Origin of the sequence: Shewanella sp. MBTL60-007 (genome assembly GCF_019654915.1) — a bacterium.
In the GTDB taxonomy this organism is placed as follows: Bacteria; Pseudomonadota; Gammaproteobacteria; order Enterobacterales; family Shewanellaceae; genus Shewanella.
This window is the reverse complement of the sequence record NZ_BPET01000082.1, coordinates 1-14,838: the sequence shown is the minus strand read 5'-3', so window position 1 is coordinate 14,838 and position 14,838 is coordinate 1. Positions and strand designations below refer to the sequence as shown.

Here is a 14,838-nt window from a genome sequence, read left to right as displayed (position 1 = left end):
TTCTATCCGCGAAGCGTCCTAGATTCTAGGTTCTAGGAAGAGCTGAGAAAGGCCGGAAAAGCAAAGACGGTGCAAGCAGCAAGTTTACGAGCGCTCTAGATTCTAGCAAAAGCAAGCAGCAGTCGGGCTTTCCTAGCTCCTGCTTTTGCTAGAACCTTCTTTAAAATCTTTAAATCTAACTTCTGCTGCGGATGGTGCAGATCACTGGAGCGTGGTCGCTACTTTGGCTATCACGCTCAAAGCTTGGGTTTACTAAGTGCCTGTCTTCTGTGTGATAGTCGCAAACTTCGGCAATACTGTTATCAAAGCTAGGATCAAAATCTGCCGAAAGTAATATGTAATCCAGCACATTACCTGTGGCGCCGTAGTAATGAGTCGGTGCACGCGATGCCCGCGCTTTAGCCAGCATTAACTCTTCCTCTACTGCAACGTCATCAAGATTTTTATCTGCTGCCTCCACGCAAAATAGATCCTGCAACCCTTGCAGAAACAGCTTATAAGCATCGGTTAACGGGAAGTTCGCTAACTGACCAAGCCCCTCTTTTTCAAAGCGTTGCTCGCGGTTAGTTAACGGCGATAATACCGAGCTTGTAAGCTCTTCATTAAAGTCCCCCATCAGCACCATTGGATGATTGGTCTCTATACGCCTCTGCAGCATGGTATTAAACAACAACGCCGCTTCACTGCCACGCTGAATACTCGAGGCCCACAGACCAAGACTGTTTCGGCCTAATAGTTCGCCAAAATTAACCAACGGAGCGGCGGACGCGCTATTTGCAGCTTGAGTAAACTTTGGCTGAACAAACTTAGGCTGCGGTAATTCATCCAGATGCGGGCGCTTAGATTTAAAGTGCACCACGTAAATGTCGCAAAGGCCAATTTGAGGCAACAACACCGTCACGCGAAGTGGTTTACGGCTATATGCAAAGTTCGGGTTTAGCCCAAGCGCATGGATGTACTCAGGCTCCGCTTCAATCGCGGCCACTTCAGTCAAAGGAAACTTTGAGGCAAGAGCGACAACTGGATCGCGGCAAATATAATCGTCAATGACTGTAGGTTCACCAACCACTGCAACATGCTCATAGCCAGCAGCATGCATCTGTTCGGCCAATGCTGGAGCAGAAAACACCTCTTGCAAGCCAATGATATCGGGCTGGTGCTGCGCTAAAAAATCAGCTAACCACCCCTGCTTTTTTTGCCATTGCTCTGCGCTATAGATATTTTCAAAATCGTAATAGGCCAGTGGCGGCTCAATGTAATTAAACAGGTTAAAGCTGGCTAACTTGATTCTATTTGTTTTAGTGTTTGATTTAGCATCTGTATTAGTACTTGCATTAAGATTTGCCATGTTAGCCATTACTACCTTTTACAAATGGATATAAGCGGCTCCTTAACTGAAAAATAAGCTAAGCTGCACTTTTGTCGCCTTTGAGCTTACTAATAAGCTCCATCAATAATACCGCTACTGCGCCAGCAACCACACCAAATAGCGCATTCAAAATACTTGGGGTGATAAAGGCAACCACAGGGCCGACAAACTCAAAGGCGGCAATCCAGTTCGCCACATGACTTATCTGCTCTCCCATCCAATGCCAGCCATGAGTTAAAATACCGCCACCTACCATAAACATGGCGATGGTGCCGACCACAGACAGTGTCTTCATCAAATAAGGTGCCGAGTTGAGCAACATAAAACCAAAACGGCGCTTAAACCGGGCCCATAGACTCTCGCCTGTTCGCTGACTCAAATAAAGTCCAGCATCATCGAGCTTCACAATACCTGCAACCAAACCATAGACACCTATGGTCATAATGATGGCGATAACACTTAAGGTGAAAAACTGGGTGCTCAAACTCTTGTCAGCCACGATACCTAAGGTGATGGCGATAATCTCTGCCGATAACACAAAGTCGGTGCGGATCGCCCCCTTGACCTTGTTTGCTTCATACTCCTTGAGATCAACTATCTCCTCCTCAGTCGCCTGAGTTTCATCGATCTGATGATGCTTTTTAGCATGGTAACTATGATAAATTTTTTCGAAACCTTCATAGCAAAGATACAAACCACCAAACATCAGCAGCGGCGTCACCGCCCATGGGATAAAGGCACTGATCAGCATGGCCGCTGGCACCAACATGCACTTGTTTTTAAACGAGCCCACGGCCACCGCCCATACCACGGGTAACTCTCTATCGGCGCTCACGCCAGTTACCTGCTGGGCATTAAGGGCTAAATCATCGCCCAAGACCCCAGCCGTTTTGCGGGCGGCTATTTTACTCATTGCGGCAACGTCGTCTAAAATTGTCGCGATATCATCTAACAAGGTTAATAAGCTTGCCCCGGCCATATCGACTCCTTTAATACTGAGTGGCGCGTGTTCACGCCAAAATCCGTCTAATATTTATTCAGGTCAAATTCACACTATAGCGGTAACAATGAATAGGTTAATGACAATAAACAGTTAGCTACAGTGGAAAATGGTCCTTCACTCGACTCAAGGTAAACATGATACGCCTTGCGTGTCACTTTTAAAGCAAAATTCCGCCGCGCTCACCACGTTAAACGAGTATACTGTCGGCAATATTTTTAACCTTGTCTTTAACTTTTATCTTTAACAAAGGATTTCATGATGACTCAAGATGAAATGAAAAAAGCTGCCGGATGGGCTGCTCTGCAGTACGTAGAAGAAAACAGCATTGTTGGCGTAGGTACAGGCTCAACGGTTAATCACTTTATCGATGCACTCGCTACAATGAAGTTCGATATCCAAGGTGCGGTATCAAGCTCTGAAGCATCAACAGAAAAAATGAAGGCTCTAGGTATTCCTGTTTTTGACCTTAACAGTGTCGATGAGCTTTCTGTCTATGTGGATGGTGCCGATGAGATCAACGGTCACATGGATATGATCAAAGGCGGCGGCGCAGCACTAACTCGCGAGAAGATCGTTGCAGCCGTTGCCGAAAAGTTTGTCTGTATCGTCGATAACACTAAGCAGGTCGATATCTTAGGTGAGTTCCCACTACCTATCGAAGTGATCCCAATGGCACGTTCATACGTGGCTCGCCAGATTGTTAAGCTTGGCGGCGACCCAGTTTACCGCGAAGGTTGTGTGACCGATAACGGCAACATCATCTTAGACGTGTACAACATGAAGATCATGAACCCGAAAGCGTTAGAAGAGCAGATCAACGGTATCGTTGGTGTGGTTACTAACGGCCTGTTCGCCATGCGCGGCGCAGATGTGTTGTTAGTTGGTACACCAGATGGAGTAAAAACAATTACTTATTAATTGTTTTGCTCTTTGCTGCTTGGTGGAGTAGCCGAGTCATACTAAAGCCACTCGTTAGAGTGGCTTTTTGCTTCAACAAACTTCCTCTGATGCCCCTAAATCAAGATGACCTAATTATTATAAAGGGGTAAGCTCGCGCCAATCAGCGCAAATACGCCACCGCAACATTGGTTGAAGCGCTTACCGCTACGTGCTAACCATGGACGAAGCCCAGTTGCCACTCTCGCGATCAGATATTCGACTGCAAACTCAACGACCGCAAAAGTAGCAGCCATCACTATAAACTGGCTAAACAGTGACTGTTCAGGCTCGATAAACTGAGGCAGGAAGGCACCAAAAAATAATAGCACCTTAGGATTGGTCAGCGCTGCCAATGCTCCTTGCCTAAACAGTGCCATGTCACTTATTACCACCGTTTTTCCTATTGGCTGTAGCTCGATTGTTGGCGAACGCCAGATGCGCACACCCAACCAAATTAGATAAGCCCCACCGATCCATTTAAACAGCAAGAGTAGATCGGCAGAGGCTAGCAACAGTGCGCCAATGCCAAACATAGCCAGCGCAATCAATACCACAAAACCTAACACGCCACCGATAATAGTAAATAAGGTCTTTTTAGGCCCATACATCACCCCATGAGTTAATGCCAGAAGCCCATTCGGGCCGGGAGCGAGCGACAAACCGATAACAGCTACGAGATAAATAAGCCAAGTGTCAAATGCCATACTTTTTCCTGTGATAACGCGATAGTTTTTATATCGGAGCGGATTATAGGAGAGGACTATCTACCGAACCTGATACAATCAAGACAAAACAAGGTGATATTTAGACATTACTGCACAAAGAAACCATATGTCTCATTCAAATATCGACAACACTGCCGCAAGCCGCCAAGTTAACACCCCAGATGTACGCTTTTTGCTGCTGCCCTTACCGGAATTTAGCTTGCTACCATTTGGCGGTTTTCTGGATAAATTGCGTTTTTCTGCCGACGAAGAAGATTACAGTCAGCAGCAGTATTGTACCTGGCAGGTCGTGGGACTCGAAGCTGGTCATCTGTTATCCAGTAGTGGGGTCTCGGTGGAGATCAAAACGACTATAGATGAGATAGCGTTAGCCGACTATGACTACTTAGTGGTGTTTGGCGGCCGCAGCGCACGAAGCTGTCAGCAACTACCTAAGCAATATCATGATCTATTGCATTTAGCAGCGGCTAAGGGAGTCACCTTAGTTAGCATCGATAATGCCTGCTTTTTATTTGCCGCAGCAGGTTTGCTCAATAACCACTGTGTAGCGGTACACTGGCGTCACGTACCAGAGTTTCGCACCGCTTTTCCACGCATTGAGATTCGCACTGAACAGCTTTTCTGCATCGACAGGAAACGGATCAGCTGCGCCGGAGGCTGTGCCGCCATCGATCTAGCCGTAGAGCTACTCGCTCGTCATTGCGGCCGCACAAAGGCGCTCAAGGGGCTGGCTGACATGCTAGTGGATGAGGCGAGAGAGCAAAGGCATCAACTCAAGTCGTTAGATACTCATATTCAAATAAATAATTCAGCTAAGCGTCATATTGGCCGTGCCATCAGCCTAATGCGCCAACGCTTAGCAAGTGCAGACACTGTCGATAAACTTGCTGATAAGTTAGCCATCAGTCGCCGCCAACTCGATAGGCAATTTAAAGACTGTTTTGGCCAAACTGCACGAGAATACTGGAATGAAATGCGCCTACAACATCTACATTGGCGCGTGGTGAACTCCGATCATAGCTTGCAATATTTAGCAGATGAGGTTGGCATTCAAGATGTGAGTTATCTGTGTAAGGTGTTTCGCAAACGCTTCGGTTGCAGCCCCAATTCATTACGCACACCCAAGCTTTTCACCTAAGCTATTTATCCATCATTAAAAAAATTCATCTTGCATCACTTTTTTAACAACACTTGATTTAGAACAAATCCGATTGAGCTAGACACTGTAGGTTATCCACTAAAATCAGCATCAAGGAAAGAAGATGACGGATAAGCAGATAAAGGGCGCAGCTAACGATCAGGAAGTTAAGGATGTAGCTGTGATTGGTGGCGGTATTATCGGTATTTGCACTGCTTACTATCTACATAAGGCGGGTCAGTCAGTGGTGGTTATCGACAAAGATGAGATAGGCAAAGCTTGCTCCTTTGGTAATGCGGGTTACATCACCCCGAGTCACTTCATTCCGCTGGCAGCGCCAGGGATGATCCAGAAAGGCCTCAAATGGATGCTCAATCCACAAAGCCCCTTCTACGTGCGTCCCAGTCTCAATGTCGACTTCTTAAAGTGGCTACTGTCTTTCGCCAAGAAGTGTACGCCACAACATACCCTTGCTAATCAACAGGCAATTTTAGATATCAACCTTAAGTCCCTTGAGCTATACCAAACGCTGCACCAAGAGCCAGAGCTTGATTTTGAGTTTCATCAAAATGGCCTTTTGATGCTGTGTAACACAGAGCAAGGTCTCAACGATGAGGCAACCACAGTGCTCCAAGCCAACAAGCTTGGCTTGAAAGCGAAAGTCCTCAGCCCTGAAGCTTTGCAGCAACTAGAGCCCAATATCAATCTCGATGTTATGGGCGCTGGCTTTTATCCTGAAGATGCTCACATCGCCCCCTATGAGTTTATACTAACGATGAAAAACTACCTGTGCTCTCAAGGAGTGGAGTTTAGGGAGCACACTGAAATCACCGAATTCATCACAGATAGTGCCAACAACAAGATTAGTGGCGCAACAACCGCAACAGATGAAATTAATGCCAAAGAGTTTGTTCTCGCCAATGGCGCTTGGTCGCCTAAGCTTGCAAAACAATTAAGAGTTAATCTGCCTGTACAATCGGGTAAAGGGATCTGTGTCAGCTTTGACAAACCGCCCATCAAAGAGGGCGCCACACTGCAGTGCCGCACTCCGTTTATCTTAAGTGAAGCCAAGGTTGCTGTCAGTCCATTAGATAACAGCATTCGCTTTGGCGGCACCATGGAGCTAGGTGTGTTATCGAGTCAAGAATCTTCAGGGATCAGCCATAACCGAATCAAAGGGCTGACCAAATCGGCCGCCCGTTATCTCCCCGATTTTGACACTAGCCAAGTCGACCCCAAAGAGTTTTGGTCAGGCTTTCGCCCCTGCAGCCCAGATGGGCTACCGATTATCGGCAGAGCCGACAAAATAGCCAACCTAACCATCGCCACAGGACACGCCATGATGGGCCTCAGTCTTGGGCCGATAACGGGTAAGCTTGTGAGTGAAATAATCAACCAAGAGCAAACCAGTTTGGATCTCACACCGTTTTCACCTTCTAGGTTTGGATAAAGGTTTGGGTTTAAGGGTTGCGACCTAAGCTTCGCTTTTGATGCTCAAGCGCAGCTTGATTGCCTATCGCTGTTTAGCGAAAGTCAGCCGCAACCTAATAAGCCAATTACATAAATGCCAACAACGGTGAGATACACAACAAAATACCCGTCACAATAATCAGGTTAGTTGCCCAACCCTTATATTTGTTCAAGTGTGGCACCTTGTACACCAAGTAAGCTGGAATTAAACAACCCACTAGACCAAATATCGGGCTACAGATAGAAGTGAATGACAGGATTGGTGCATTTAACGCAATGGCAGACCAAGCCAGTAGGATGATGAAAACTGTGATGAGCTTATTCACTAGATCTTTATTGATCTGTGATTCTTTACGGCTACGCAGCAGTATGTTCATTGCAATACCACGACAGGCTTCTTGGAAGGCTAAGAATACGCCGAAGAAAGACGTTACAACCGCAAAGATGTTAATCACAATGCCAGTGACCGTCGCCCAGCTGCCAGGGAAGTACTGCGCGATAATAGCCAATGCAGAGATGTTTTGATTCATCGCATCAGTTGCTTGCTCTTGGCTAATGGCAAAGGTGAACGACACCGCGAAGAAGAACACCACCACGAATAAGATGGCGAAGGCAATTTTCATTGCTCGCTCAGCTTTAAAACGCGCCACCTCAATCGACTTTTCATGTGAGCGATATGAGATCACCATTGGGCTTAACGATTGAATAAACAGAATCGAGGTTAAGGTAAATGGCAGGGTAATAATGGCATTTTTCAGCATTGGACCAAATTCCCCCATGCTTGGAATATTCGCCATATCCCAACGCGCCATCAGTAACACACCCATTACCGCGACTAGCGTCAGTACTGTCACCGCCATAAAACCTGATAGCTTAAATAGCAGCTTTTCGCCTTTTGAACCGATAAAAGCTAATAAGCAAATTAAGCCTAAACCATAAAATACATTGTCGCTAAGCTTGCCCTCAGTGACACCAAATGAATGCAGGTAAGAGGCACTGTCATTGGTCACGGCTAATGAATACACCAGTACCCAAATGACCAACATCAGGAAGTAAAGCACACCTAATGCAATGCCCCAGTTTTTACCAAGGTAGTTTTCAATGACGCCTGGGTAATCGGTACACTTCTTTGATTCGGCCAAAGTGTTAATGAATAGCTTTTGGAATAGATACATAGCTGGGTAGCCGATGATGGATGACAGTAAGAATACCCAGAGCCCCATCACACCAACTTGTACTGGTAAAAATACAATACCGGCACCAATTGCCATACCAATACTCATCACAATCCAACCTATGTCGACACTGTCAAACTTGGTCGCTTGTTGCCATTCGGCTTTGGTCATATTGGCGCGTTCGTGCAGGGGTTGCGCTTGGGTGTCACCGCTTGGTGCGCCTTGAACTAGTTCACTCATATATCAATTCCATTAAATGTGGCCAGAGCCACTAATATGATAAAAATTATAATTATGGTTATTGGGGTTATTACAGCGTTTGCTTGGCCTGAGCATACTCAAGGATGGAGAGAATTTTTTTATTTAAATTGCTACCAATCTACTTAGATTTAGCAAAATGTACTCTCAATTCAGTGATTTTTTCAGATGGTTTATCCGTACTGATCCAGATCAAGAGTTAATCATTTATAACGGCCCAATAGTTTGATGCCCTTCACCTTATTAGTCATTAATCTTCCGCTCACAGGAGCGTAAAAATGTGATTTATTTCAAGATATTAGATTTAAGTTTGGAGAGGTATGGCGCACATTTCGCAAATTAAAGTGATAGCCACAGCTAAATCAAATCAATGTGTGAGCAAAATCACCAAGCATTCGCCCAGATAAAATGCCTAAAAATCAACCCTGTAGGTATTCTTGTAGCAAGTCATTTAGGCAAAGGTTGTTAAAAACGAGTCGATGAGCCAGTACTTATTCTGATTAGTATTATTGGATGAGTGTTATAACTTGGATGGCTTAGTAGGCAGAGAAAACTGCAGAGGCAGAAGAAAAAGGAGAAAGAGAGACAGAAAGACAGAGAGACAGAAACTAAAAAGCCAAATCGACTCTTAATGACAATCGATTTGGCTTGAGTTTTAGCAAAACCCTGTTTATTTGTGCATCATAATTTCTAAGATCTGCACATCAGTTTGCGTCATTGCGCCATTTGCCAAAGTCGCAAGGTTACGGATCGTTTGGTCAACATCATCAGCAACAATACCTTCAGTGCCCGTCACTCGAATGCCGTCAATGGCCATTAAGGCCGCTTTTACCGCTGCACCTGCCGATGAAGAAACTTTCATTGCACAAGCGGTTTTAGCACCATCACAAATAACGCCACTGACATCGCCAATCATGCTGCAAATGGCCGCACTAACTTGTTCAATCTCGCCATCAAGCAAGTAGGTGATGCCCGCAGCAGATCCCATAGCAGCCGTTGTCGCGCCGCATAAAGCTGAAAGCTTGTTTTGATAGCTTTTAATATAGATAGCCGTTAAGTGTGACAGCATTAATGCGCGGATTGTTTGCTCTTCGCTAGATTTAAGAAAATCGGCACTAACAACCACTGGCATGGTTGCCGCAATACCTTGGTTGCCTGAGCCTGAATTGCTCATTGCAGGCATCATGGCACCGTCCATACGCGCATCAGACGCCCCAGCAGTACGAGTTAGCACTTCGGTCAGTAAGCCGCCAGACAATAAACCTCTTTCTTGGTTTTTAACAAAAGTTGCGCCAATTTTTAAGCCGTAGTCACCCGTAAGGCCTTCATTCGATAAGGCGTCGTTGAGAGTTTTTGCCTGCAGAATAAAGCTGATGTCGGCTAACGGAGCATTTATCGCAAAATCATAAATATCTTGCAGTTTGGCTTCGATAAATGGGTCGACTTTGGCCTTGTCTTTAACAACCTTTGCCTTTGGTTCAAGTAAACATTGCTCGCCGTTTTTTTCAATCGCAACAACCTTAGTATGACTATCGGCAATGGTCACGCTCGCCGATTGCTGTTGATAATAAACCGTGACTTTGGCGTATAGCACATTAGCCACATCGGCAACGCCGACTGTCACTTGCTTGTTATCCAGCATTAACTTAGCGGCCTCAACATCGCTAGCAGTGAGATTTTTTAATACTTCAAGACCGGCATGACGATCGCCAGCTACCGCACCAATTGCGGCAGCAATTGGCAAACCGACCATTCCAGTGCCCGGAATACCTACTCCCATGCCATTTTTCATTAAATTAGCTGAAACACTAACATCCATTGTGACGTTAGTTGCTTGGTTTTTTATGCCTAACTCATCAATGGCAATGGCGGCTGCTAATGCAACGGAAATAGGCTCTGTACAGCCAAGAGCTGGAACGACATCGCGTTTAACTGCTTCAAGAAATAAGGGCCATAAGTGTTGGTTCATCGTTCAACTCGCTTCTAGTAATGGACACTATTTGGAATAGAGTCATGGCAATCTTTGTTTCATTGTAATGGATTACCTGAAGAATTATTTTTCCATTTCTTCTATCGATAAGACAGAAAAGAGAAAGATTTTCTACTACAATGCGATCACAAGTTATGCAGATGCTTAAATAAGCAATAATGCATAATCACTAGATAACCGTTAAATAATTAGTAGATGAACAATAGAAAATCTCAGTCAGGACGGACCTTGTGGTTGAAAAAGTAAAACTAGATAAAGTCGACCGACAGTTGCTCACTATGCTGCAGCACGATGTCACGCTATCACTTAACGAATTAGCTAAAGCCGTTAATTTAACGACCACCCCTTGCTGGAAACGCTTAAAGCGTTTGGAAGAGGAAGGGGTGATCAACAAACGAGTCGCCCTACTCGATCCTAGTAAAATAGGCGTTGATTTCACCGCATTTGTGCAAGTTAAAACCTGTGATCACTCCCATGCTTGGTATGAGAAGTTTATTGAAGCGGTTTACGCCATGCCAGAAGTGATGGAGTTTTATCGTATGGCGGGGGAATATGACTATATGATGCGAGTACAAGTGGAAGATATGGCGGCATTTGATCACTTTTATAAACGCTTGGTTAATCAAGTGGCAGGCTTAACCAATGTCACTTCAACCTTTGCCATGGAATCATTAAAGTTCAGCACGGTTTTACCATTAAAGCCTAGCTAATTCCAAGTAACAGAAAGGGACGCAACCAGTGCATCCCTTTTCCTTTATGTCATTCCGCCATAGCCCTACTTAGGCTCTATCTGCTCAACCATCAGCTGCAAACTCTGGTTACCTCTAAACTCATTTACATCGAGTTTATACACCACCTGCGCGTACTGAATCGTAGCATCGGGCCAGGTCTTCAAGTCCACATTAAAGGCGATGGCATCGAGCATCACTCGGCCGCACTCGGTTTCTAAAATCAGCTTTAAGTGCTTCTCGCCAACGATGCGCTGCTGAATCACCCTAAAGTAGCCATCAAATAACGGCTCTGGGAATGACTGTCCCCAAGGGCCGGCATTTCTCAGCTCGGCGGCAAGTTCAAGTTTGAACTGCTCAGGCACTAACTCGCCGTCTGAAACCAGCTCACCGGTGAGCAACTCAGGCGCTAACACTTCCCGTACCGCCTTGTCATACGCATCGGCAAACAGGGCAAACTGACCCGCTTGAATGGATAAGCCTGCCGCCATGGCGTGACCACCAAACTTTAGAATCAGCCCCGGATGGCGTGAGTTAATCAGCTCCAGTAGGTCTCGCATATGCAAGCCCTTAATCGAGCGCGCCGAGCCTTTGATCTCGCCCTCTCCCGCCTCAGCAAAAGCGATAACGGGGCGGTGATACTTATCTTTAATTCGCGAGGCTAAGATACCAATAACACCTTGATGCCAATCGGCTTGGAAAATCGCAATACCCCAAGGTAATTCTGCTTCGTTAAGCTCGATACTCTCAAGGCTCTTGAGCGCCTCTTGCTGCATATCCGCTTCGAGGTCACGGCGCTCAGCATTGAGGCCATCAAGCTCTGATGCCATACGCCGAGCCAGCATCATATCTTCACACAGCAAGGTTTCCACCCCGAGCGCCATCTCATCGAGACGACCCGCGGCGTTAAGTCGTGGTCCCACGGCAAAGCCAAAGTCTGAGGCAACGATGCGTGACGGAGTGCGCTTAGCCACTTCTAATAAGGCGGTGATCCCCACGCGGCAGCGGCCCGCTTTGACTCGCTGCAGACCCGCCTCCACTAGAATGCGATTATTGGTGTCGAGCGATACCACGTCGGCCACAGTGCCTAGGGCAACAATATCCAATAGCTGCGCAAGATTAGGCTCAGCTATCCCCTGCTGCTGATACCAGTTACGGCCTCGAAGCTCGGCTCGAAGCGCCGACATCAAATAAAACGCTACGCCCACGCCGGCGATAGACTTACTGGCAAACTCGCAGCCATCTTGATTCGGATTCACAATGGCATCGGCATCGGGCAAGCTATGACCCGGTAGATGGTGGTCAGTGATCACCACGGTCATGCCGTGGGCTTTTGCCGCAGCAACACCTTCAATGGAGGAGATGCCGTTATCAACTGTGATCAGCAGCTCAGCTTGTCTACTGGCAGCAACTGAGACAATTTCAGGGCTTAAGCCATAACCGTAATCGAAGCGGTTCGGAATAAGATAATCGACCCTCTGCGCCCCCATCATCCGCAGTGCTAACACGCAAACACTGGTGGAGGTTGCGCCATCTGCATCGAAGTCACCCATGATAAGTATCGCTTTTTGCGCCTCGATGGCATCGGCAATGATCTTAGCCGCCTGCTCTAGGCCAGCCATGGTATTGGGGCGCAGTAACTTGCCAAGGCTTAATTCACAATCGTCAGCAATCACGCCACGGCTAGCGTAGATCTGTTTTAAAATGGGAGAAAGCGTATCGGGAAGGTGGCTATCATCGACTCTGGGGCGGCGAACTATCTTATGGATCACGTTGGATTAAACCCTCAAAACTAAAACAGTATTAGCATAACAAGACTGCCGGAAAAAGGGCATAAAAAAGGTGAGCCTAGGCTCACCTTTTCTTTATAGGCTCAATTCAGGACAGAATTACTGTACAGACTCTAAAGTACGTAGCAGTGCCTTAGGTGGTTGGTAACCAGGAATTAAGGTACCGTCTTCTAGAATAATCGCCGGTGTACCATTAATACCGAACGTTTGGCCTAGGTTATATTGCTCTTTAATCTTCGCATCACATGATGCTCGCTTTACTGCGCGACCATTCTTAGCATCGCCCATGGCTTTAAGCGGATCTTTTGCACACCATACAGACTCCATCTCATCGGCATTAGCCGATGGAACGCCCGCACGTGGGAAGGCGAGGTAACGTACAGTAATACCTAAATCGTTGTACTCTTGCATTTCATTATGTAGCTTGCGGCAGTAACCACAGCTCACATCGGTAAAGATGGTAACCACATGCTTTTCGTTCTTGGCTTTATAAACCAACATGTGATCTTCAAGCGGCTTCATCATATCAACACGAGGACCCGCCATCGCAGCCTCGGTAAGGTTCTTCATGCCCTTATCTAGATCATAAAGATTACCATGAAATAGTTTTGAACCATCTTTGCTGATATAAAGCACACCGCGATCGGTGAAGGCCTCGTATAGCTCTGGGATAGGTGATGGCTTCATCGAAAGCACTTCGACGTTTAACGCTTGGTTTAGCTTCTGCTTCAACGCAGCAGTATCATCGCCTGTGCTGTTTGATGCTGCTAGGGCTGCAGGTGCAATCAGCATTGCAGCAATCAAAGAAAATGTTCGAGTGAACTTCATTAGTTTTCCTACTCTTTGTAAGGGTCAGACTGACAGATATAAATGATTAGACCTTATCTGGAGCTGAAAAGTTACAGACTCAACTCAGTTAAAGCAAATTATTTGCTGTAACTAAATCATACAGACGTGAAACTCATCATATAATTCAATTAAGTACCGAACTTCTGAAAGTTATTCTGTAGCTCCGGTTTCGCTTGCATACACTCAAGATTTTAATTTGATCGTCATTAAGCCTCGAGTCAATAATCGTCACTCAAAGCGTAAACGCAATTGAACTTGTTTACTTGCACTAACCTCTAGGATGATGTTCGCTATGCAGTGTTGCCAATCGGGCTGTCGCCACATGAGTATAGATCTGAGTGGTCGAAAGATCGCTATGACCAAGCAGTAATTGCACCACACGTAGATCAGCGCCATGATTAAGCAAGTGAGTCGCAAATGCATGCCTTAGGGTGTGAGGCGAAAGCTCCGTAGTAATACCAGCTCTTAGAGCATAGAGTTTAATACGATGCCAAAAGGTCTGCCGCGTCATCTGCTGCGCCCGTTTTGAGGGAAATAGTACATCACTCTGCTTGCCTTTAAGCAGCTCGGCTCTAGCAAACTTCAAGTAAGACTCAATCTCGGTAACGGCTAGCTCGCCCAGCGGCACGAGACGCTCCTTGCCGCCTTTACCTGTAATACGCACTAGGCCTTGACGCAAACTTAGTTGCTCCATGGTCAGTCCCACCAGCTCAGATACTCGCAGCCCCGTAGCGTATAGTAGCTCCAGCATCGCCTTGTCACGGCACTCGATCGGGTCATCTTGCTCAGGCTCTGCCAGTAAGCGATCGATATCCTCTTCACTGAGAGAGTCAGGGAGTTTGCGAGCGAGTTTTGGCGACTCTATTAGCGCCATTGGATCGGTATCAATCTGCTTTTTGACGATAAGATAGCCGTAGAAACGTCTTAGACTGCTCATCATGCGCGCACTACTGGTCTTAGCGAAACCTTTGTCGAAGCGCTCGGCCAAATAGTTGCGAATATCGAACTGCGAACAAGTCACTAGGTCGTCACCTTGCTTTTGCAGATAACGGTCAAGGTGACGCAGATCAGTGCGATAGGCACTTAAGGTGTTATCACTTAGCCCCTTGGTTGACCATAGGTCATCTAAAAATAGGTCAATTATACTATTGGGCGTGTACTTATCAGCCACTTCTCATTCCTATCTACTTTAAAAGAAGGCCCTAGGTTCTAGGGCGCTCGCAAGCTCACTTCTAGGACGGGCTAAAGCCCTGCGAGGAAAAGCCAAGCAGTTATTTTTTGCTTTTCCAGCTTTTTCGCCTTTGCTTTTCCGGCTTTATCCGTCTCAGCTCTTACCATCTTAGCCTTTCCGGCCTTTCTCAGCTCTTCCTAGAACCTAGAATCTAGAACGCTTCGCGGCTAGAG

The 14,838-nt window shown here is 46.3% G+C and carries 12 protein-coding genes; 4 read left to right on the top strand and 8 right to left on the bottom strand.

Annotation, left to right across the window (positions count from 1 at the left end; genetic code table 11):
- Positions 1-175 precede the first annotated feature (175 nt).
- Entirely contained in the window at positions 176-1,348 is a 1,173-nt protein-coding gene (locus K5Q92_RS22100; protein WP_220771010.1) for an endonuclease/exonuclease/phosphatase family protein, read from the bottom strand.
- Between the two features lie 58 nt (positions 1,349-1,406).
- Positions 1,407-2,348 (bottom strand): DUF808 domain-containing protein, encoded by a 942-nt coding sequence (locus K5Q92_RS22095; protein WP_220771009.1) that lies wholly within the window; start codon positions 2,346-2,348, stop codon positions 1,407-1,409.
- Positions 2,349-2,630: 282 nt separating this feature from the next.
- Here K5Q92_RS22095 and rpiA point away from each other — a divergent pair, with 282 nt between their 5' ends.
- Positions 2,631-3,290 (top strand): ribose-5-phosphate isomerase RpiA, encoded by a 660-nt coding sequence (rpiA, locus tag K5Q92_RS22090; protein ID WP_220771012.1) that lies wholly within the window; start codon positions 2,631-2,633, stop codon positions 3,288-3,290.
- Between the two features lie 110 nt (positions 3,291-3,400).
- On the opposite strand, the gene K5Q92_RS22085 is transcribed toward rpiA, so the two are convergent.
- A complete protein-coding gene (locus tag K5Q92_RS22085; protein WP_220771008.1) occupies positions 3,401-4,015 on the bottom strand; it encodes a LysE family translocator in 615 nt (204 codons plus the stop codon).
- Positions 4,016-4,142: 127 nt separating this feature from the next.
- Here K5Q92_RS22085 and K5Q92_RS22080 point away from each other — a divergent pair, with 127 nt between their 5' ends.
- Together K5Q92_RS22080 and K5Q92_RS22075 are read left to right on the top strand one after the other, a co-directional pair.
- The gene (locus K5Q92_RS22080) at positions 4,143-5,174 is read left to right on the top strand and encodes a GlxA family transcriptional regulator (protein ID WP_220771007.1); all 1,032 of its coding nucleotides are present in this window, start codon (positions 4,143-4,145) and stop codon (positions 5,172-5,174) included.
- A gap of 124 nt (positions 5,175-5,298) precedes the next feature.
- A complete protein-coding gene (locus K5Q92_RS22075) occupies positions 5,299-6,624 on the top strand; it encodes an FAD-binding oxidoreductase (protein ID WP_220771006.1) in 1,326 nt (441 codons plus the stop codon).
- 106 nt (positions 6,625-6,730) lie between these two features.
- Here the strand turns inward: K5Q92_RS22075 and K5Q92_RS22070 are convergent, their stop codons facing one another.
- Both K5Q92_RS22070 and K5Q92_RS22065 read right to left on the bottom strand, forming a co-directional pair.
- Positions 6,731-7,990 carry an amino acid permease gene (locus K5Q92_RS22070; protein ID WP_220771011.1) on the bottom strand — a complete coding sequence of 420 codons (1,260 nt, stop codon included), beginning with the start codon at positions 7,988-7,990 and terminating at the stop codon, positions 6,731-6,733.
- 757 nt (positions 7,991-8,747) lie between these two features.
- Positions 8,748-10,046 (bottom strand): serine dehydratase subunit alpha family protein, encoded by a 1,299-nt coding sequence (locus tag K5Q92_RS22065; RefSeq protein WP_220771005.1) that lies wholly within the window; start codon positions 10,044-10,046, stop codon positions 8,748-8,750.
- Between the two features lie 251 nt (positions 10,047-10,297).
- Here K5Q92_RS22065 and K5Q92_RS22060 point away from each other — a divergent pair, with 251 nt between their 5' ends.
- A complete protein-coding gene (locus K5Q92_RS22060; RefSeq protein ID WP_220771004.1) occupies positions 10,298-10,777 on the top strand; it encodes an Lrp/AsnC family transcriptional regulator in 480 nt (159 codons plus the stop codon).
- A 65-nt stretch (positions 10,778-10,842) separates the two neighbouring features.
- On the opposite strand, the gene recJ is transcribed toward K5Q92_RS22060, so the two are convergent.
- The 3 genes from recJ to xerD all read right to left on the bottom strand — a co-directional run bounded on the left by recJ (position 10,843) and on the right by xerD (position 14,605).
- Complete coding sequence (gene recJ, locus K5Q92_RS22055; RefSeq protein ID WP_220771003.1) at positions 10,843-12,567, bottom strand: single-stranded-DNA-specific exonuclease RecJ; 1,725 nt, start codon at positions 12,565-12,567, stop codon at positions 10,843-10,845.
- Positions 12,568-12,684: 117 nt separating this feature from the next.
- Positions 12,685-13,413, bottom strand: a complete 729-nt coding sequence (gene dsbC / locus K5Q92_RS22050; RefSeq protein WP_220771002.1) for a bifunctional protein-disulfide isomerase/oxidoreductase DsbC — start codon at positions 13,411-13,413, stop codon at positions 12,685-12,687.
- 289 nt (positions 13,414-13,702) lie between these two features.
- Positions 13,703-14,605, bottom strand: coding sequence for a site-specific tyrosine recombinase XerD (gene xerD / locus K5Q92_RS22045; protein ID WP_220771001.1), 903 nt, complete (start codon positions 14,603-14,605; stop codon positions 13,703-13,705).
- Between the last annotated feature and the right edge of the window lie 233 nt (positions 14,606-14,838).

Bases quoted from the DNA above. Each gene is read 5' to 3' on its own strand.
- K5Q92_RS22100 (WP_220771010.1), bottom strand. From the start codon at position 1,348: ATGGCAAATCTTAATGCAAGTACTAATACAGATGCTAAATCAAACACT.
- K5Q92_RS22095 (WP_220771009.1), bottom strand. From the start codon at position 2,348: ATGGCCGGGGCAAGCTTATTAACCTTGTTAGATGATATCGCGACAATT.
- rpiA (WP_220771012.1), top strand. From the start codon at position 2,631: ATGACTCAAGATGAAATGAAAAAAGCTGCCGGATGGGCTGCTCTGCAG.
- K5Q92_RS22085 (WP_220771008.1), bottom strand. From the start codon at position 4,015: ATGGCATTTGACACTTGGCTTATTTATCTCGTAGCTGTTATCGGTTTG.
- K5Q92_RS22080 (WP_220771007.1), top strand. From the start codon at position 4,143: ATGTCTCATTCAAATATCGACAACACTGCCGCAAGCCGCCAAGTTAAC.
- K5Q92_RS22075 (WP_220771006.1), top strand. From the start codon at position 5,299: ATGACGGATAAGCAGATAAAGGGCGCAGCTAACGATCAGGAAGTTAAG.
- K5Q92_RS22070 (WP_220771011.1), bottom strand. From the start codon at position 7,990: ATGACCAAAGCCGAATGGCAACAAGCGACCAAGTTTGACAGTGTCGAC.
- K5Q92_RS22065 (WP_220771005.1), bottom strand. From the start codon at position 10,046: ATGAACCAACACTTATGGCCCTTATTTCTTGAAGCAGTTAAACGCGAT.
- dsbC (WP_220771002.1), bottom strand. From the start codon at position 13,413: ATGAAGTTCACTCGAACATTTTCTTTGATTGCTGCAATGCTGATTGCA.